Origin of the sequence: Desulfococcus sp. (assembly GCF_041737845.1) — a bacterium.
Lineage (GTDB): Bacteria > Desulfobacterota > Desulfobacteria > Desulfobacterales > Desulfococcaceae > Desulfococcus.
The window spans coordinates 23,343-41,628 of sequence record NZ_JBGSQX010000167.1; the positions used below are offsets into that span (position 1 = coordinate 23,343).

The 18,286-nt window shown below is 62.2% G+C and carries 15 protein-coding genes and 1 riboswitch; of the genes, 7 read left to right on the plus strand and 8 right to left on the minus strand.

The window, feature by feature from the left end:
* Window positions 1-38 precede the first annotated feature (38 nt).
* Window positions 39-1,118: an AI-2E family transporter gene (locus ACEW8N_RS20710; RefSeq protein ID WP_373501772.1), complete on the plus strand. Its 1,080-nt coding sequence runs from the start codon at window positions 39-41 to the stop codon at window positions 1,116-1,118.
* A 33-nt stretch (window positions 1,119-1,151) separates the two neighbouring features.
* Here the strand turns inward: ACEW8N_RS20710 and ACEW8N_RS20715 are convergent, their stop codons facing one another.
* Together ACEW8N_RS20715 and ACEW8N_RS20720 are read right to left on the minus strand one after the other, a co-directional pair.
* Window positions 1,152-3,347: a DUF3141 domain-containing protein gene (locus ACEW8N_RS20715; protein ID WP_373501773.1), complete on the minus strand. Its 2,196-nt coding sequence runs from the start codon at window positions 3,345-3,347 to the stop codon at window positions 1,152-1,154.
* A gap of 41 nt (window positions 3,348-3,388) precedes the next feature.
* Window positions 3,389-4,891, minus strand: coding sequence for a succinate CoA transferase (locus ACEW8N_RS20720; protein WP_373501774.1), 1,503 nt, complete (start codon window positions 4,889-4,891; stop codon window positions 3,389-3,391).
* 190 nt (window positions 4,892-5,081) lie between these two features.
* On the opposite strand from ACEW8N_RS20720, the gene ACEW8N_RS20725 reads away from it, so the two are divergent.
* Entirely contained in the window at window positions 5,082-5,576 is a 495-nt protein-coding gene (locus tag ACEW8N_RS20725) for a DUF3124 domain-containing protein (protein WP_373501775.1), read from the plus strand.
* A gap of 53 nt (window positions 5,577-5,629) precedes the next feature.
* Here ACEW8N_RS20725 and ACEW8N_RS20730 read toward each other — a convergent pair whose 3' ends face one another.
* The 5 genes from ACEW8N_RS20730 to ACEW8N_RS20750 all read right to left on the minus strand — a co-directional run bounded on the left by ACEW8N_RS20730 (window position 5,630) and on the right by ACEW8N_RS20750 (window position 12,156).
* Window positions 5,630-6,442: a transporter substrate-binding domain-containing protein gene (locus ACEW8N_RS20730; RefSeq protein WP_373501776.1), complete on the minus strand. Its 813-nt coding sequence runs from the start codon at window positions 6,440-6,442 to the stop codon at window positions 5,630-5,632.
* Between the two features lie 139 nt (window positions 6,443-6,581).
* Window positions 6,582-6,827, minus strand: a complete 246-nt coding sequence (locus tag ACEW8N_RS20735; RefSeq protein WP_373501777.1) for a hypothetical protein — start codon at window positions 6,825-6,827, stop codon at window positions 6,582-6,584.
* Between the two features lie 1,164 nt (window positions 6,828-7,991).
* Entirely contained in the window at window positions 7,992-9,902 is a 1,911-nt protein-coding gene (locus tag ACEW8N_RS20740) for a hypothetical protein (protein WP_373501778.1), read from the minus strand.
* 72 nt (window positions 9,903-9,974) lie between these two features.
* Window positions 9,975-11,633, minus strand: a complete 1,659-nt coding sequence (gene pgi / locus ACEW8N_RS20745; protein ID WP_373501779.1) for a glucose-6-phosphate isomerase — start codon at window positions 11,631-11,633, stop codon at window positions 9,975-9,977.
* A gap of 85 nt (window positions 11,634-11,718) precedes the next feature.
* Entirely contained in the window at window positions 11,719-12,156 is a 438-nt protein-coding gene (locus ACEW8N_RS20750; protein ID WP_373501780.1) for an SRPBCC family protein, read from the minus strand.
* Window positions 12,157-12,442: 286 nt separating this feature from the next.
* Here ACEW8N_RS20750 and ACEW8N_RS20755 point away from each other — a divergent pair, with 286 nt between their 5' ends.
* The 5 genes from ACEW8N_RS20755 (at window position 12,443) to ACEW8N_RS20775 (ending at window position 17,234) form a co-directional block, all read left to right on the plus strand.
* Window positions 12,443-12,625, plus strand: a complete 183-nt coding sequence (locus tag ACEW8N_RS20755) for an FmdB family zinc ribbon protein (RefSeq protein ID WP_373501781.1) — start codon at window positions 12,443-12,445, stop codon at window positions 12,623-12,625.
* 119 nt (window positions 12,626-12,744) lie between these two features.
* Window positions 12,745-13,035, plus strand: a riboswitch (cobalamin riboswitch).
* A gap of 82 nt (window positions 13,036-13,117) precedes the next feature.
* The gene (thiC, locus tag ACEW8N_RS20760) at window positions 13,118-14,437 is read left to right on the plus strand and encodes a phosphomethylpyrimidine synthase ThiC (RefSeq protein ID WP_373501782.1); all 1,320 of its coding nucleotides are present in this window, start codon (window positions 13,118-13,120) and stop codon (window positions 14,435-14,437) included.
* A gap of 99 nt (window positions 14,438-14,536) precedes the next feature.
* Window positions 14,537-15,595 carry a nicotinate-nucleotide--dimethylbenzimidazole phosphoribosyltransferase gene (gene cobT, locus ACEW8N_RS20765; RefSeq protein ID WP_373501783.1) on the plus strand — a complete coding sequence of 353 codons (1,059 nt, stop codon included), beginning with the start codon at window positions 14,537-14,539 and terminating at the stop codon, window positions 15,593-15,595.
* Window positions 15,596-15,800: 205 nt separating this feature from the next.
* The gene (locus ACEW8N_RS20770; protein WP_373501784.1) at window positions 15,801-16,367 is read left to right on the plus strand and encodes a chalcone isomerase family protein; all 567 of its coding nucleotides are present in this window, start codon (window positions 15,801-15,803) and stop codon (window positions 16,365-16,367) included.
* A 63-nt stretch (window positions 16,368-16,430) separates the two neighbouring features.
* Entirely contained in the window at window positions 16,431-17,234 is an 804-nt protein-coding gene (locus tag ACEW8N_RS20775) for a DUF1295 domain-containing protein (protein WP_373501785.1), read from the plus strand.
* 439 nt (window positions 17,235-17,673) lie between these two features.
* On the opposite strand, the gene ACEW8N_RS20780 is transcribed toward ACEW8N_RS20775, so the two are convergent.
* A partial coding sequence (locus ACEW8N_RS20780) for a class I SAM-dependent methyltransferase (protein WP_373501786.1) occupies window positions 17,674-18,286 on the minus strand: 613 nt, incomplete at its 5' end.

Genomic DNA, 18,286 nt, shown 5'->3' on the forward strand with positions numbered 1-18,286 from the left:
AACCCAGGCGGGGATGCAACAACTTTCAGGGAGGGATCATGCGCTTACGCACCGGAGAATCCATTTCATGGAAATTCATGCTGATGACGGCATCCTTTGTCATTATCGTCGCGGGGATGCGGGCGGCGGCATCATTGCTGGTGCCGTTCATGCTGGCCATATTCCTTGCCGTGATCTGCACCTCGCCCCTCTTCTGGCTCCGTCGCGTCGGGGTGCCAACCCCCCTTGCGGTCTTCCTCGTGGCCGTCGGCCTCCTGGGGATAGGCTTTCTGGTATCCGCATTCATCGGGAACGCGCTGAAGAACTTCACCATGAGCCTGCCCGAATACCAGAAAATCTTCCAGGAGAAGACCCTGGGGATCGCCGCCTGGCTTGACACCCGCGGGATCGACACCTCCCAGTTCGACGGGATGGACTTCATCGAGACCGGTTCCGTCATGAGGTTCATCACCGGCTTCCTGGGGGGCCTGAGCGGCCTTCTGACCAACATGTTCGTCATCCTTCTCACGGTCATCTTCATCCTGTTCGAGGCGGCCGGCATGCCCTCCAAGCTCAGGAGCGCCCTTGGCGAGACCGGGGAGGCCCCGGCGGGATTTTCCAGGTTTACCGAAAGCGTCATGCGGTACCTGGCCGTCAAGACCTGGTGCAGCCTCCTGACCGGCGCCATCGTCGTCGCCCTTCTCAAAATCGTGGGCGTCAAACAGCCCTATCTGTGGGGATTCATTGCGTTTCTGCTCAATTACGTCCCCAACATCGGCTCCACCATCGCCGCCGTGCCGGGCATCGCCATGGCCATGATCCAGTTCGACCTGACCCATGCCCTGTATACCGGCATGGGGTATGCGGCCATTAACATGGGCGTCAGCTATGGGATTGAACCCAAATGGATGGGAAGCCGCCTGGGCCTGTCCACCCTGGTCGTGTTCATATCGCTGGTGTTCTGGACGTGGGTGCTGGGACCGGTGGGCATGCTCCTCTCGGTCCCGCTGACCATGACCGTCAAGATCGCTCTGGAAAGCGGCCCGGGCACGCGATGGATCGGCGTGCTTCTGGGGCCCGCAAAGATCATCGGGGACGCGGGTGCTGCTGCCCCGGTCCCCCCGCCCGCCGCCCAGTAGGGGGACGGGTTCCCGGAGGGTGCGCCGGGGCGGTCAGATCCCCAGAACCTCCCGGATCTCCGCGAGGATTTTCTGCTCGGGCGCATCCATCTCCAGGTCCGCCGAGGCGATGCTGTCAGCGATCTCCAGGGCCTCAATCCGGTCGTCCGCCCCGGGAAGCAGCGTGGCCAGGGTTTTCAGCGCGAGGGCAGGGTCCTTCTCCAGGACGGCGGCCTGCTGCTTGACCAGCCATTTCAGCTCATCGGGCGTCAGGTCCTTCAGCCGATCGTTGACCCGGATGATTTTTGTCGCCACGGCATACTGCCGCCGGTCCGTCGCCTTGTTGGCGCCGGCCACCGCCAGGATGATCCGGACCACCGCCTCGGCGAATCCCCCCCGCTCCATCACCTGATGCCAGAGCTCCCGGCGGATCGTTTCCTCTTCCTTGGAGACTTCCCGGGCAGGCTCGCGCCCGCTGTCCCGGCCCGTTTCGGGAAACAGCGTCTTCATCCACACATTGTCGTAGACGGCCCGGAACGTCGTCTCCTGGGCCGTATCCCGGATTTCCCGCCAGCAGTCGAGCATGACGGTCACCGCCTCGGAAAAGCACCGCTCCCAGGCCACAAACGGATTGGCGGCGTCGGCGGGGCGGCGGTTCGCCTTGACCACGGGCGCCAGGCGGGCCGCGGCGGCCATCACGGGGTTCAGGTCGGAAAAGATGTAGCGCTGGACCCGGAGCGGGTGGAGCTGGCGGATCGCCTCCGCCGTCCATGCGTTGACAGAAAGGCGCACCCACGGGCTCAGGAAGGTGCGATAGACGAGGTCGTTGAAACGGGATACGGCGGCCACCGGGCGAAAGGCATCCTCATCCGTCAGGCCGTCGTCCAGGGCCTGGATGTCGGCCATCCCCCGCTCCGCGAACTCCACATTGTAACTCCCGGGGCGCGCCGCGTCATCCCGGATGACCATCTCATAGAGCCCCGGCCTGAGATAGTCGAGCATCTCCAGGGTACCGATGATCTCGCGGTGCTCCCTCCTGGCGACGCTTCCCGAAACAAAAATCCCCAGATGCCCGATGCTTTCATGGACGACATAGACGATCACCTGGCCGCTCCGCTTGATCTCGTCCACCGTGCCGTAGACTTTGACGATCCAGTTCAGGGCCTGCTGGGGAGGGGTGATGTTGTCTCCCCGGGAGGCGAACACGACAATGGGGTCCTTGAAGTTTTTAAGATGGATCGCCTTGCCCTCCTGGAGCTTCAGATAGCCCTGCTCCAGTTCGTTCCCCACAAAGAGGCTCTCCACGATGAAGTGGATCTCTTCCCGGTTCATCTTGAAGAAGCCGCCCCACCACTTCTCGAAATTCAGAAAACGCTCCGCCTCCGTATCCACGTTGGCCCAGACGTTGTACTGCTTGGTCCAGAGGGTGTTGGCGGGGTTGAGGTCCTCAAAGCCCGCCACGAGATTGGCGCCGTCAAACTGGCCGTCGCCCAGGTCGCACCAGAGGGAGGTCAGCCAGACGCCGCCCGTGAGCCCCCCCTTGTAGCGCATGGGGTTGGCCCCCTCCACGCCGCCCCAGTAGGACAGGGGCGAGCCGTTGAAGACGAGGGGCCCGGTAACGTCGGGCCGGTCCGCACCGATCAGGGCCGCAGCCCAGCCCGCCTGGCAGTTGCCGATCACGGCGGGCTTGTCGGCTTCGGGGTGGCGGCGGGCCACCTCCTCCAGAAACCGCACCTCGGCCGCCTGAACGTCGGCCAGGGTCTGACCCGGAACCGGGTCGGTGAAGAACATCACGAAATAGACGGGATGCCCCTGGTTCAGGGCCATGCCGATCTGGGAATCGAGCTTGGACCCCCCGATCCCCGGCCCGTGGCCCGCACGGGGATCGATCACCACGATGGGTCGCCTCTGGAAGCTGCGGCGGGGGATCTTCGGCAGGGCACTCCTTCGCTCGTTCCGCAGCCGTTCCGCTCCGTCCGGCACATCCGGCTTGCGCCGGTCGATGATCTGAACGATGGCGTAATTGACCGGACGTTCCAGGGTCCTGCCGTCCAGAACCCATTCGTATTTGAACACCAGCACCGGCGGCTGCCCCTCCCGGATGTGGTCCAGATAGGTGTTGCCCCGCCTGCGGAGAATGTCCGCGAACAGGATGCCGCGCTGGAGGGCATCGGCCTGATAGGCTGCGGCGGCGGCGATCCATTCCGGGGCCTGGGCGGCTGCCTTTTTGACATCATTGATTTGATCCATTTGAAAGTTCCTTGACTCAGCATCCGTGAGGATGAAAACGACTAAAGCCGCCGGCCGGGATGCATGTCGCCGGTGGCCATGAAGCGTTCGTGGAAGCCGAAGGCCTCGCCCAGGATATGGGGCTCATGGCCCCCGGCGGTCCGGACGGCCCGCTGGTAATAGTCCCAAAGCAGGTCCCGGTAGTCCGGATGGGCGCATTTTTTGATCACGGCCTCAGCCACCTGCCGGGGGGTCATGGGCCGGGTGTCCACCAGCCCGTGCTCGGTGACGATCACGTCCACCGAGTGCTCGTTGTGGTCCACATGGGAGACCATGGGCACGATGGCGGAGATCTTGCCGCCCTTGGCCGTGCTGGGGGTGACGATGAACGTCAGCGCCCCGTTCCGGAGAAAATCCCCGGAACCGCCGATGCCGTTCATGAGCTGGGACCCCATGACGTGGGTGGAATTGACATGGCCGTAGATATCGACCTCGATGGCCGTGTTGATGGCGATCACCCCCAGCCGCCGCACCACCTCCGGAGAGTTGGAGATCTCCACCGGCCGGAGGACGACCTTCTCCTTGTACCGGTAGAGCTCGTTGAAAAACCGCTTCCGGGCCTTGTGAGAGAGGGTCATGGCCGATCCCGACGCAGCCCTGACCTTGCCCATGTCGATGAGGTCCAGGACGGCATCCTGCAGCACCTCCGAATAGATGTCGATGGTGTGGAAGAAGTCGTTTTCAAGGAAACCGCTCAACACCGCATTGGCGATATCCCCGACCCCGGACTGCCACGGCAGGAAGCGCGGCATGCGGTCATGCTGGATTTCATGCGTGACAAAATCGAGAATGTGCAGGGCGATCCGCCGGGAAACCGCGTCGGGCTCGGTGAAGACCGCGCAGCTATCCTCCTCCTCGCTGGAGAGGATCGCCACCACCTTCCCCGGGTCCATCTCGATAAAGGGTTTGCCGATGCGATCGCCCGTCCGGTAGATGGGAATCGGCATGCGGTAGGGGGGGTCCTCGGGAATGAAGATGTCGTGGATGCCTTCCAGCTCGGGCGGCTCCGAGGAGATCTCGATGATGATCCTTTCCGCCTCCCGGACATAGGTGGGGGTGTTCCCCACGGACATGGTGGGGATCAGGTGCCCCTTCTCGGTAATGGCCGCGGCCTCGACCACGGCCACGTGGGCCCGTCCCCAGCCGCCGTCCCGGACCTGGGCGGAGAGCCGGGAAAGATGGTCGTCCTTGAATTTGATCTCGTCGGCGTTGATCAGGTTCCGCATGGTCCGGTTGCTCATGTAAGGCCTTCGCCAGGCCACCAGGCCCGCCTCGGCCAGAATGCCGTCGACGCCTTCGCCGGTGGACGCCCCGGCGAACAGGTTGATCTTGAACCGCTCCCCCTTTGCAGCCCGCCGGACCAGGGCCTTGGGAATCAGTTTGGGGTATCCTGCGGTGAATCCCGAAATAAACACGTTCGTCCCGTTCTGAATATAGGCGCACGCCGCATCCGGATCGGTGATTTTATCCATCAGCGGCTTATAGCGTATGCGATCCTCAAACATGGCATCCTCCCGTTCATGTTTCCCCACCGGCCCTCCCTGCTCGGGCCTCTTTCATCCCAATATACCCGCCGCCTGCCGGGCCGTCCATCCATTTCTTCAAGGCCCGGCCGCTGCATTCCCCGGGGCGCGCCGTTAGGATTGTCAAATCGGCAGGGAATTGTTAAGGGATGGGAAACAAGGAGAATGCACGATGATGATTCAAAACCGATGGCGGTCATTCCCGCTCCGGGTCGCGCTGGCATGCTGCATGCTTTCGCTCACCCCTCCGGCATCTGCCGAAGAGGTCCAGTTTTCCCAGGGGCAGAGCCTCTATGTCCCGGTATATTCCCACATCTTCATCGGGGACAGGAAGATGTCTTTCAACCTGTCGGCCAACCTCAGCATCCGGAACACGGATCCCGACCAGTCCCTGACCGTCACCTCGGTCCGGTATTATGATTCGGAAGGTACGCTGGTCCGGGCGTTCCTGGCCGACCCCAAACCCATCAACCCCATGGGATCGGCCTATTTCTTCATCCCGGCCTCGGACACCAGCGGCGGCTGGGGGGCGAACTTCATCGTCACCTGGTCATCCAGGGTCCCGGTCAACACGCCCATCGTCGAATGCGTCATGACCGGCATGAAAGGCAGCCACTCCATATCCTTCATCACCAAAGGCAAGCCGATCCGGGAGAATGCACCCTGAGCCCCCCTGCCGGGCCTGCCCGGCAAGGCGAAAACAGGGCGCGGCGGCGGCGATCAGGGAAGCTGTTCCACCCAGGAGGCGTCTCCGAACCAGACCTCCTTCAACTCGTCCAGCCTGCCTGTCCCCTGATAGGTATTAAGGAAATTCTCCGCCCAGTTGACGAAGAGCGGGTCCCCCTTGGGCAGGGCGATGCCCAGCGGCTCGAACGACAAGGGCCGGATCATGGAGATCAACCCGCTCTCCGGATGCCTGAAAACCGAAATGATGCAGATGGGGTAATCGGCGACCATGGCCTTCACCGTGTCCTTCAGCACCAGATCCACGGCCTCGTCGTAATCCCTGGCGGGGATGAAGGTCGCCTCGGGCGTGGCCGTCTCGATGAACTCCTGGCTGGTCGATCCCTGCAGGGCGGTCAGGGTCATTCCGGGGGTATTGATCTCTGAGGCGTCCTCGATTGCGGCGATGGTGTCCAGCTTGGTCAGCACGGATTTCCCGGAGATGAAATAGGGCCCGACAAAGGCGACGCCCAGGTTTCGGGCGGGCGTGATGGTCAGCCCGGAAATCACCAGATCCAGATTTCCGGCCTGGAGGGCCGGCAGCAGCTGGTCGAACGGCATGGTTTTGAGCGAGAGGGTCACCCCGATGGAATCCGCCATGGCCCTGGCCAGGTCGATGTCAAAGCCGATCAGCTTTCCGTCCTTGGTGGTCATGGAAAAGGGCGGCTGGCTTCCCGATGTCCCCACCACCAGTTCCTTATTCTGCAGGATTCCGTCAATGGCCGGCGTGGAAGAGCCGGTCGTGGTGGCACAGGCGGATAACAGGGTCGATGCCAGAACCAATGCCGTCAGCAACATAAATTTCTTCATAAACGTTTCTCCGAATGCATAAGCGGTTGTTGAATGACACCCTCTCTCCCCCGGGTGAAACGCGAAAAGAGAAGACGCGGTAGGGTTTATGGTTTGCGGGCCGAAGGGGTGAAATCCGCCGCCGCGGCCCGATTCACCTTCATTCGTGCGGCCGGTCTTTTCCTTCCCGAACCTCCGGGGCCGGGTCCCCTTTGGCTGCCCCTTTTTCGACGGATGCCTGCGGCTCGGGGTCCTCGGACGCCCCGTAGATCGTGAACACGCCGTCCTCGCCGGAAAAAAGCCCCGGCCCGGGCTTGAGTTCACGATTCGTTTCATACGCGAAGGGTTTGGGCGCATGGGTGCAGGCCCATGGAAACAGACCCACGACAGCAGCCAGAATCACCATCCGTCCGGCACCCCGGAAACTCCGCCTCCCCGGCCGCATCAGAATTTCACCCGGAAACCGGTCAGCAGGGAATTGAAGTCCTCGTAATCCGACAGTTCCCGGTCGAGATGGTAAAAACGATATCCCGGGTAGAACTCGGTGGCCCATTCCGTAAAATTCTGGACCATCTGGGCGCCGAAGGCGGTGCCGTCGTCGCCGTCCTGCTGGATGTCGCTGTTCAGGCCGCCGTCAATGGAAAAGGCCGTCATGCCCAGGGGGCAGACGTTGAGCCGATATCCCAGCTTGCCGTAGAGGAAGGTGCCGTTGTCGTCCCGGTCCCCCTTGTAATCCTGGAGACCGCCGGACACGGTGAAGTTGAGGCCGCTTTCGTGAAGGATGGACGCGGACCCGTTGAACTGGTTGTCCAAGGAGCCGGAGGTCCCGCCGGGGTCGGCATAGGCGGCCTGGGCCGCCAGCTTGAAGCTTTCAAACTCGGATGCATATTTGAGGGCGACATCGCCGCCTCCCTCGCTGATCCAGGAGGTTCCCGCCATGAGCCCGTAAAAGCTGGGGGAATCGTACCGGATCCGGTTTTTCCGGCTGAGGCCGTCCATGTCCGTGAAGACGTCGCCGATGGTGGTGTCGAAGTCGAGGTCGCCAAGCGACGCATCGTACCAGAAGAAGCCTCCGCCGACAGTCGATATGTCGGCGTACCCGACCACGTCCGTCCCCGAAAAATCCACCTCCGACGTACCGTCCGAGGCCGTGCTGCCGTACCCCACAAAGAGTTTTCCGAACCGCTCGTGCTTCAGATAGAGATCGAGCCAGCGTTTGGTGAAGTTGTCGGGCCCCTCGTCGGTGTTGTCGATCTGGTTGATCACGCTGCTCGAGTTGGCCTCGAACTGGACCTCGATCCGGGTGCCGATCTCGAACTCGCCGCCGGGATTGGCCGCGCCCTGAAGCCCGATCCGCGTCGAGGAGGCATCGTTGTCCACCTGGTGCCCCCGGGTCTTTTCACCGTCGTCCACGACAAGAACGCCCCGGTTGACCTGGCCGTAGAGCTGGACATTGGCCTTGGGCGTACCGCTGGTGATCGTCAGCTTCTCCGCCGGCGCGGCCGGCCCGGCTGCTGCGGCCGCGGGCGGCGGGGCAGCCTTAAGGCCGTCCACCTGGCGCTTGAGGTCTTCAATTGCCTTCCGCTGGGCCTCGATCTGGTCCTGCTGCTGCCGGATGAGCCGCTCCAGGCGATCCAGGGTTTCGGCATCCGCCGCCGGGGCCGGCTCCGGCAGTATCGCCGCCGCAAGGATCATTGCTGAAAGGGTGATGGCCAGAAACGCCCTCTTCTTCATCGATGCCTCCTTTTTGCAAAATGGTCTGTAAACCGGATTCGTTTGATTTCCCGCCGGACGCGGTGCCGAAGATCTTCTCCAGGATCACCTTCGTCACCATGTAGGTCGGGCGAACCCCTTCATGGCCCATGTCGCCGGCGGCCAGGGTCTGCCCGCTGACGAGCGGATTGTCCGAGGCGTAATAGGCATACCGCACCCTGACGTCGCCCGATATATGCCCCTTGATGATGGCCGCGTTGATGGCCCGCTGATAGTGGCCGCCCTCCATCTCGAGCCCCACCGTGTTCCAGCTCGACTGAAACCGGCTCAGCATGTCGCGGTTCTGGAGGGAGGTCCCCAGCACCGTGATCATGGGGCCGACATAGATGTCGATATCGCCGTCGAAATCCTCGGGAACGAGATCGTTATGAAAGATATAGTTGTCGGAGGTGCCTTCGATCACATGGGCGGTGGCCAGCATGATATCCCCTTTTTTTCCCGGCAATATGCCGGCTTTCCCCATCACGGAAATCGACGCGATCTGTATCGGACGCTCTTGGTCCTCCTCCGAGTAAGGGTTCAAGAGGCAGTCCATGACCTCAAACGCCTGGGCCCCGAAGGCATAGTCCATCACCAGCAGAACCGGTTTTTCGGGACCGCCGCCCGGGTCGATGGCCAGCTTCGGATGAAAGGGCACCCCCTGAAGCCGGGCCGTGTCGATAATCTGGCAATCGATGTGGCTCCCGGACTGATCGGGAAGCTCATTCATTCCGTGGTCCCGGGCATAGAGCCGGATCTGGTCGCTCTGCTCCCGGATCCGGACGATGAAGTCGTAGAGGGAAAGCCCTTTCACATCCTCATCTCGTTCTTTGAAGGCATACCCATAAAGGAGATTGACCGTGCTGTGGAGATTGGCGCTGATCACGTGGAGGGGCCGGTCCTGAAGCCCGAGTTCCATCAGCCTGGCCTTGATGTCCAGCGACCATTTATGACCGTAGCGCTGGTGGCCGATGATGCTCATGAGCGATGGCGTGAGATAGATGACCAGGGCGTCCTCCCGGGATTTCTCGCCCATCGCGACCGTGTTCCCGAGATGGTAGATCAGGGAAAAAAAGGAATCATTCCGGTTGGAGTGCCGTTTGTTTTTCTCGAAATGTTCATAGGACTGGCGGGTTTCGTTATAGGAGCGCCCCAGGATGATGCTGAGGTTCCAGATCGCCTGGTCCAGGTCCCTCCCGCTGAGGGTGAGGCCGCTGTGGTGAAATCGCTGAACGTTCTTCTCCAGGTCGTTCCATTCGATGGTGATGTTGCCCGCCTCATCGGCCATCCGCGCGTGGAGTTTTCGGGCCTCGATATAGAGGAAGGTCAGGTGGGTCAGGATATCGTAGATCTCGCTCAGTCCGCGGGTGACGGCAAAGCAGATTTCCTTCTCGCTGATGCGGTAGCATGTACGCCGCCGTTTCAGGGGCTCGATGATCTCGAAGGAGCTTTCGCCGATCTGCTCCTCCTCGGTGAGGATGATCCGTGTGCATTTCTCGATGCCCCGCGGCAGGCGGTCGATGACATATTCCAGGCCCTTCAGCTCGGTGATCCTGGGGTCGTTCATGGTGCCGTAGATTTCCGGGCCCAGGTTGAGGAGGCATTCGGCAAGCTGCTGCCCCAATTTTTCCGAAGGCATGTAAAAGCCCCGCAATGCCAGGGCATGGGCGATGGTCTTGAAGGATCGAATCGCCATACGGGCTTTTTGCGCCCGGGTCAAATCCTGCATGGATGCTTCTCCCGATGTGGGTTTTCTCGGATGGGCGGAAAAACCGCTTGCAATCGCCCGGCCGCGGGAACGTCACCGGCCCGCGCGCATGGCCTTATATGCGCTGATCAGGCCGCTGGTGGAACTGTCGTGGTCGGTCGCGGGCCGGTCGTCCGCCAGTTCCGGCAGTATCTTCTTTGCCAGGGCCTTTCCCAGCTCCACCCCCCATTGATCGAAGCTGAAGATGTTCCAGACCACCCCCTGGACGAATATCTTGTGCTCGTAAATGGCGATGAGGCTGCCCAGCACCCTGGGGGTGAGCTTCCGGAACAGGATCGAATTCGTGGGGCGGTTGCCGGTGAAAACCCTGTGGGGGGCGAGCCGGGCGACCTCCGCGTCGCTTGTGCCGGCCGCCGCAAGCTCGGCCTTCACCTCCGCCAGGGTCCTGCCGTTCATAAGGGCCTCGGTCTGGGCGAAGAAATTGGACAGCAGGATGGCGTGGTGGTCCCCCAGGGGATTGTGGCTCACGGCCGGGGCCAGGAAATCGGCGGGGACCATCTGGGTGCCCTGGTGGATGAGCTGATAGAAGGCATGCTGGCCGTTGGTGCCCGGCTCCCCCCAGATGACGGGGCCGGTGGCGTAGGCGACCGGACGGCCGCTCCGGTCGACGGACTTGCCGTTGCTCTCCATGTTGCCCTGCTGGAAATAGGCCGGAAACCGGTGCATGTACTGGTCGTAGGGCAGGATCGCCTCCGTCCGCGCGCCGAAGAAATTGGTGTACCAGACGCCGATCATGGCCAGGATGACGGGGATGTTTTCCGCAAGGGGCGCGCTGCGGAAGTGCCGGTCCGCCTCGAAGGCGCCGTCGAGGAGTTCGGAGAAGCGCTCGTAGCCGACGGCGCAGGCGATGGAAAGCCCGATGGCCGACCAGAGGGAATACCGCCCGCCCACCCAGTCCCAGAAGCCGAACATGTTTTCCCGGTCGATGCCGAAGGCCGCCACCGCCGCCGCGTTGGTCGAGATGGCCACGAAATGACGGGGAACGCCTTCGGGGTTCCCGGTTTGCTCCAGAAACCAGGCCCGGGCGGTAAAGGCGTTGGTCATGGTCTCCTGGGTGGTGAAGGTCTTGGAGGCGATCATGAAGAGAACGGTCTCGGGGTTCAGCCGCTTCAGGGTCTCTGCGATATGGGTCCCGTCCACGTTGGACACGAAATGGACTGAAAGCCCCTCCCGGATGTAGGGTTTCAGGCATTCCGTCACCATGACCGGGCCCAGGTCCGACCCCCCGATGCCGATGTTGACGATATCGGTGATGCGCTTGCCGGTGTATCCGCGCCAGTCCCCGGAGGAGATCCTCCCGGAAAAGGAGGCCACCTTCGCAAGGATCTGGTTGACCTCGGGCATGACGTCGATGCCGTCCACGTAGACCGGACGGTTTTCCCGGTTCCGGAGGGCCGTGTGCAGGACGGCCCGGCCTTCCGTCTCGTTGATGGGCGCGCCTTCGAACATCTGGGATACGGCCTCCCGAACGCCGGTCTCCTCCGCCAGGGCCACGAGGAGGTTACGGGTCTCCTCCGTGAGGATGTTCTTGGAATAGTCGACGAGGATATCGCCCAACCGGATGGAAAACCGCGAAAACCGCTCCGGGTCCTCCGCAAAAAGGGTCCGCATGTGAAGCTGTTTCGCCGTCTCGCAGTGGACGCTGAGGGCCTCCCAGGCCCGGGTCTTCCGTGGATCGATCTTTTGCAGCATACCGTTGACTTCCTTTTCTTCCGGGTGTCATGTTTCCAGGGGGCCGGCCGTTCGGCTCCCGCCATGAAACGAAGACCGCTTCCTTTCAGCCGCCGCAGGATTCGGCCTGGGACTTGATGGCCAGAAGGAGCTTTCGGGTCAGGCGATGGAGCTTGGCGGGCACGAAAACCAGCCGGCTGATCCAGAGCATCAGGCCGCGGAAGCTCTCGACGCTGGTGAGGACCACCCGGCCGCCCCGCTCCTCGAAGGTGAAGCGGTGCTCGGCATGGACCCCCAGGCGGCTTCCGGCCCAGACGACCTCTTTTCCCGGCTCGCACTTGACGATTCTGGGCGCGATCTTGAGGGGAATGCGGTAAGGCCTCAGGGTGAAGGTGAAACAGGTGCCCGCGGCCATTTCGTCGCCCTCGATCAGGCAGCAGTTCTCGCACACCGTGTTCCAGCTCTCCCAATCCTCCATCCGGGAAAACACCCGCCACACCGTCGCCAGCGGCGCATGGATCTCTATGGACTCTTCGATGATCATGCCACAACCTCGCTCAAGGGTCTTGCCGGTTTCCGCGGGGCGCTGGAGCCCCGTCATGCCCTATCGGAAGCCCGCGGGGAGGGTTTTCGGCATCGGCGGGAGGGGCTGAACCATCAGGGCCGCAGCGTGCTCAACGATCGCTCATAATCCTTATGGCAGATTTGACGATGGGGATCAATACTGTTATTCAAACCAAATCGCCTGGACCGGCCGCCCGGGAAGGCCGGGGGGGCATCCAGCCGCGCGTCACGGAATGACGCAATCCGACAGATGAGGGGTGACGATCATGCGGATAAGCGAATACAAATGCCGGGTCTGCCATCAACATTTTGAAGTCCAGGCGGCCGAAAACGACCCAGCAAGGGAAATCACCTGCCCAAAATGCCGGAGCACGGAGGTCCGGAAAGCCGAGAGCGCATCGGGAATTCCGGCCGCGCTGTTTCCCACTCTCGGGGGACGGTTCACCTGATCGCAATGAGCGCCGGCGGCGGTCGCCGCCGATCCATCAAAATGGCCCCGCAGGGGGGGTCCAGGGGAAAAATTGGGGTTGCAATTTGCGGCCGATCGTGCTTTAGAGGGGCAAAATTTGATCGCACGTTTGTTGCCGGTGCCCTCTTTCGAGGGAGAATAGGGAACACGGTAAAATGCCGTGACGCTGGGCCAGCGCTGTGCGCGGGGACCGAGGCCGCAAAACGCCACTGATCCGAAAGGAACGGGAAGGCGCGGCCAAGGGTATAGGCTTTCAGATAAGGATTTTGGCAAGGCAGAGCGAGGAAGGCGTATGGTCATGCGTCGACAAGCGATAACGCCGTCCAAAGTTCTTATCTGAAAGCCGTAGATCCGCAAGTCAGAAGACCTGCCGCCAACAACGACACGGTATCGTCCGCAAAACCGTGTTACAGGGGTGTTTCCCTGTAACACGGTTTTTTTTTGGAACCCCCTGAACGATGGGAGAATAGGGATGAAAACACAGATTGAACTGGCCCGGGAAGGGATCGTGACGCCACAGATGGAAACCGTCGCGCGCAATGAAAATTTCGAACCGGAGGCGATCCGGCGGAAGGTCGCCCTGGGCGAGGTCGTCATCGCAAGCCACCCCAACCGGAAACACCAGCGGGTGGTGGGGATCGGCTCTGGCCTGCGGACCAAGGTGAACGGCTCCATCGGGACGTCGTCGGATATCTATGACATTGAGCTGGAGGTCCGGAAGGCCCGGGCGATCCAGGAAGAGGGCGCCGACACCCTCATGGAGCTGTCGGCCGGCGGCGACCTGGACAAGGTGCGGCAGGCCGTCCTGGCCAACTGCGATCTGCCCGTGGGCAACGTCCCCCTCTATCAGGCCTTCTGCGAGGCGGCCCGGAAATACAAAAACCCCAACAGGCTGGACCCGGAATACCTCTTCGAACTCATCGAGCGCCAGCTTTCCGACGGCATCTCCTTCATGGCCATCCACTGCGGCATCAACCAGTTCAGCATCGAGCGCCTCAGGAAGCAGGGCTTCCGATACGGCGGCCTGGTTTCAAAGGGCGGGACCTTCATGGTTTCATGGATGGAATACAACAAAAAAGAAAACCCGCTTTACGAGCAGTTCGACCGGGTCTGCGCCCTCATGAAGAAATACGACGCCGTCCTTTCCCTGGGCAACGGCATCCGGGCCGGCGCCATCCATGACAGCCACGACCGGGCACAGATGGCCGAGATGATCATCAACTGCGAGCTGGCCGAGCTGGGCCGGGAGATGGGCTGCCAGATGATGGTCGAAGGGCCGGGGCACGTCCCCCTGGACGAGATCGCGGGCAACATCATGCTGGAAAAACGAATGAGCGGCAACGCGCCCTACTATGTTCTGGGTCCCCTGCCCGCGGACTGCGGCGCCGGATACGACCACATCACCGCGGCCATCGGCGCGGCCAGCGCCGCCCGCCACGGGGCCGACCTCATCTGCTACATCACGCCGGCCGAGCACCTGGCCCTGCCCAACGAGGCGGACGTCCGGGAGGGGGTCCGGGTCACCCGCCTGGCCGTCCACATCGGCGACGTCGCCAAATATCCCGAACGCCGGAATCGGGAGAAGCAGGTCTCCCTGGCCCGTCGGGACACCCGGTGGGAAGACCAGCTCCGCCTCCTGATGTTTCCGGACCGGGCCCTGGAGATCCGGAAAAGCCGGAGCCCGGAAAATGAAAAGACCTGCACCATGTGCGGGAATTTCTGTGCCATGGAACGCGGGCTTTCCCTGTTTGAAAAGGAGATCAAGGGGGATAAGATCTCGGTCCCGCTCTAGCGATCGCACCGCAACCCGACAACGACCCAAAGCCCACCCATGTGCGTGCCGCATGCGGTGGTGCTGCCGATAACACCCGAAACAGATGGAGGAAACCGCATGGGACTTCTCGAAAAAACCATTCAACGCATCCAGGCGCCGGACGCCGCCGCATACGAAGCCGCGAAGGACCGGCTCCGGAACCAGGCGCGCCCTGCGGGGAGCCTGGGCATCCTGGAGGATGTGGGCGCCCGCCTGGCCGGCATTTTCGGAAAAATCGACGTTCGTCTCGAAAAAAAGATCGTGATCACCTGCGCCGGGGATCACGGGATCTGCGCCGAGGGCGTGAGCCTCTTTCCCCAGGAGGTGACGCCGCAGATGGTTTACAATTTCGTTGGCGGCGGCGCGTCCGTGAGCGTGCTGGCCCGCCATGCCGGGGCGGAGGTCCGGGTGGCGGACCTTGGGGTCAACTGGGATTTTGCGCCGGACCTGCCCATCTACCACAAAAAAGTCCGCAAGGGCACCGGCAATTTCGCCGTGGAACCGGCCATGACCCGGGACGAGGCCGTCCGGAGCATCGAGGCCGGCATCGAAATCGTCGACGAGCTGACGGCCGAAGGGCCGGTCCACCTGATCGGCACGGGGGACATGGGGATCGGCAACACCACGCCCTCCACGGCCATCATCGCCGCCTACTCGGGCATTCCCGTCCCGGAGCTGACCGGGCGGGGAACCGGGATCGACGATGACGGCCTCCGGAAAAAGATCGCGGCCATCGAAAAAGGGCTCGCCCTGCACCGGCCGGACCCGAAGGATCCCCTGGGCGTCCTCGAAAAGGTCGGGGGGCTCGAGATCGGCGGCCTGGCCGGCCTGGTCATCGGGGCTGCGGCCCACGGGATCCCGGCGGTCTGCGACGGCCTCATCGCCACGGCCGGCGCCCTCATCGCCTGCGAACTCGCGCCGGCGGCCCGGCCCTACCTCTTCGCCAGCCACAACAGCGTGGAGGCCGGTCACCGCTACATGCTCGACCACCTGGGCCTCCGTCCCCTCCTCCACCTGGAATTCCGCCTGGGGGAGGGCACCGGCGCGGCCCTGGCCATGGAGCTGATCGATGCCGCCACCCGCATCCTTGCGGAGATCAAGACCTTCGCGGAGGTCGGCATCGGCGACGCCCAGTAGCCGGTATTGCACCATCTCAATGGAACGGCCCGTCCGCGACCTTCGGGGACGGGCCGCTGTCTTCAAGGGGATAATCCCCTCATCTCCTCCCCACCCTGCCCTGATTGCACGCCTCTCCCCGATACTTATCTTAGTAATTCATTGAATGATCGATTACGACAGAAACGGAGACAGTCTCACGCCGCCGAAAGTCGGGAGGAATGTTATGAAAATCACTGCTATACTTGCCGCTGTCCTGATGGTATTGGCGCTCCGGGTCGACGCCGCCGCCAATGTGACCCTGGAGGGCGTGGGGTTCGGCGCCGTCCGAGAGGTTAACGGAAAACCGGTCTCCCTCAAGGGTGCGGGCGTCATCACCTACCTGGGCATCTTCAAGCTCTCCGTGGCCGCGTTTTACCTGCCGAAAGGGATTCCGGCTGACCTGGCCCTCACCGACGTGCCCCGTCGGCTGGAGCTGGAATACCTCCACGCCATCAAAAAGGAGGATTTTGCCGAATCGACCCGGGTCTGGATCCGAAAAAATACCTCCGAAACGGCCTTCGAGAGGCTCGGGCCCGAGATCGAACGGTTCAATCGCCTCTATGAGAATGTTTCGCCCGGCGACCGCTACACCCTCGCCTACGACCCGGCCGTCGGCACCACCCTCTCCCTCAACGGCGAGGAGAAGGGAACCGTCGAGGGGGCCGAGTTCTCTGCCGCACTTTTTTCGATCTGGATCGGGAAAACGCCGCTATCCGATAAGCTCCGGGCGGGCCTTCTGGGCTTGATATGAGCATAGCAGCGCCGGGACGGCGGATAGGGAATGGAGCGCTATCCAAAAACGAGGAGAATGGCAATGGAATGGAGTGCACTGCTGAGCGTATTGGGGATTAATCTGAGCGGGGTCGCGATATTATTTGTCTCCGCCTGGGTCGTCAGCGTCGCCTTAGGGAACGCGAGCATCATCGACGTCTTCTGGGGACTGGGGTTTGTTCTCGTGGCATGGCTTTCGGCCGTTGTCGGCGACGGCTGGATCGGCCGCAAGGTGCTGATGACGGTGCTGACCACCTGCTGGGGGATCCGCCTTTCGATCCACATCTTTCTCCGGAGCCGGGGCAAGGGCGAGGACCCCCGATACCGGGCCTTCCGCCGCCGGGGGGGAGAACGGTTCTGGCTCACCAGCCTCTGGAACATCTTCCTGCTCCAAGGCGCCCTTCTCCTGGTGATCGCCTATCCCCTCGTCCACGCCCAGACCATCCCCGGGGCGGAACGCCTGTTCTGGACGGATATCGCAGGGACGGTCCTCTGGACGATCGGCTTCATCTTCGAGACCCTCGGGGATCTCCAGTTGAAACATTTCCTGTCCCATCCCGAAAACCGCGGCAAGGTGATGCGATACGGTCTTTGGGCCTGGACCCGGCACCCCAACTATTTCGGTGAAACCCTCATCTGGTGGGGCATCTTCCTCATCGCGCTGTCGACTCCCCTTGGAGCCATCACCGTCATCGGACCTGCCCTGATCACCTTTCTCCTGCTCAAGGTTTCGGGCGTGACCCTCCTGGAAAGCACCCTCAAAACGCATCGGGAGGGGTATGCGGAATACATCCGCACCACCAGCGCCTTCTTTCCCCGGCCGCCGAAAAAACAAAAGATCGCATAAACTTCGGCTGGCGGGACGGGTTTCGTTCCTCGAAGAACGCCACGAACTCGCGGCCGCCAGGCTACATAAGAGATTCCTCATTGCTCGAACAGGCGTCGCGTCCTTCGAGGAACGAAACCCGCCCCTTTTTGGATGCTCCGCCTACCCAATGAGCCGGGGTGTATTCCCTCGCCGGAGGATACGCCTGTTTGAGCCAAACCGAAACAGGGCGTTTCCGCGAAAGTGCTGCGAGTTCGTATCGTCCGGCGAGGGAATACACCCCGGCGATATATCTATTGACGGTTTCGCAAAAAAGCCGAAATCTGCGTTACGCGTATCCCTCGTCACTGCGGCGTACCATAAGTATGCTCATTCCTCGGGATTCGCAGGCCTTGATCTCGACCTTTTTACAAAACCGTCTGAAAATCGACTTTTTGCGAATCCATCATCTGTTAAATGGCTACAGGGAGGGCAGAATCGGCGCCATGCGGTTCAGGGGCCGGGTCAGGATCATCTGAACGTCCCCGATGTACCGTTCGAGAAAGCTCCCCTCGCAGTAGCACAGGTAGAACTCCCACATGCGGATGAATTTCTCCGGGTAGCCCAGCTCGCGAACCCGGTCCAGGTTGGCGAAAAAGCGCTCCCGCCATAGTTGCAGCGTCCGTGCATAGTGGGGCGTGATGTCCTCCAGGTGGACCACTTTGAGGTCGGTGACCCGGGCCACCGAATCCGAGATGGCGGCAATGGAGGGCAGGCATGCGCCCGGGAAGATGTGGCGCTTGATGAAATCGGGCCGATCGAGCTGGGCACGGTACCGGTCGTCCCGGATGGTGATGGCCTGCAGCACCATGGCCCCGTCGGGCTTCAGGCGGCGTTCGCACACCCGGAAGAAATCGTCGTAGAAATGGTGCCCCACGGCCTCGATCATCTCGATGGAGACGAGCTTGTCGTAACTCCCGGCAAGGTCCCGGTAATCCTGGAAGAGGATGGTGACCCGGTCCGCCAGGCCCGCCCGGGCGACCCGCTCCGAGGCCAGCCGGTGCTGCTCGCGGGAGATGGTCGTCGCGGTAACC

Bases quoted from the DNA above. Each gene is read 5' to 3' on its own strand.
- ACEW8N_RS20735 (WP_373501777.1), bottom strand. From the start codon at position 6,827: ATGGTGATTCTGGCTGCTGTCGTGGGTCTGTTTCCATGGGCCTGCACC.
- thiC (WP_373501782.1), top strand. From the start codon at position 13,118: ATGAAAACACAGATTGAACTGGCCCGGGAAGGGATCGTGACGCCACAG.
- ACEW8N_RS20710 (WP_373501772.1), top strand. From the start codon at position 39: ATGCGCTTACGCACCGGAGAATCCATTTCATGGAAATTCATGCTGATG.
- ACEW8N_RS20720 (WP_373501774.1), bottom strand. From the start codon at position 4,891: ATGTTTGAGGATCGCATACGCTATAAGCCGCTGATGGATAAAATCACC.
- pgi (WP_373501779.1), bottom strand. From the start codon at position 11,633: ATGCTGCAAAAGATCGATCCACGGAAGACCCGGGCCTGGGAGGCCCTC.
- ACEW8N_RS20775 (WP_373501785.1), top strand. From the start codon at position 16,431: ATGGAATGGAGTGCACTGCTGAGCGTATTGGGGATTAATCTGAGCGGG.
- ACEW8N_RS20755 (WP_373501781.1), top strand. From the start codon at position 12,443: ATGCGGATAAGCGAATACAAATGCCGGGTCTGCCATCAACATTTTGAA.
- ACEW8N_RS20715 (WP_373501773.1), bottom strand. From the start codon at position 3,347: ATGGATCAAATCAATGATGTCAAAAAGGCAGCCGCCCAGGCCCCGGAA.
- ACEW8N_RS20740 (WP_373501778.1), bottom strand. From the start codon at position 9,902: ATGCAGGATTTGACCCGGGCGCAAAAAGCCCGTATGGCGATTCGATCC.
- ACEW8N_RS20730 (WP_373501776.1), bottom strand. From the start codon at position 6,442: ATGAAGAAATTTATGTTGCTGACGGCATTGGTTCTGGCATCGACCCTG.
- cobT (WP_373501783.1), top strand. From the start codon at position 14,537: ATGGGACTTCTCGAAAAAACCATTCAACGCATCCAGGCGCCGGACGCC.
- ACEW8N_RS20770 (WP_373501784.1), top strand. From the start codon at position 15,801: ATGAAAATCACTGCTATACTTGCCGCTGTCCTGATGGTATTGGCGCTC.
- ACEW8N_RS20725 (WP_373501775.1), top strand. From the start codon at position 5,082: ATGATGATTCAAAACCGATGGCGGTCATTCCCGCTCCGGGTCGCGCTG.
- ACEW8N_RS20750 (WP_373501780.1), bottom strand. From the start codon at position 12,156: ATGATCATCGAAGAGTCCATAGAGATCCATGCGCCGCTGGCGACGGTG.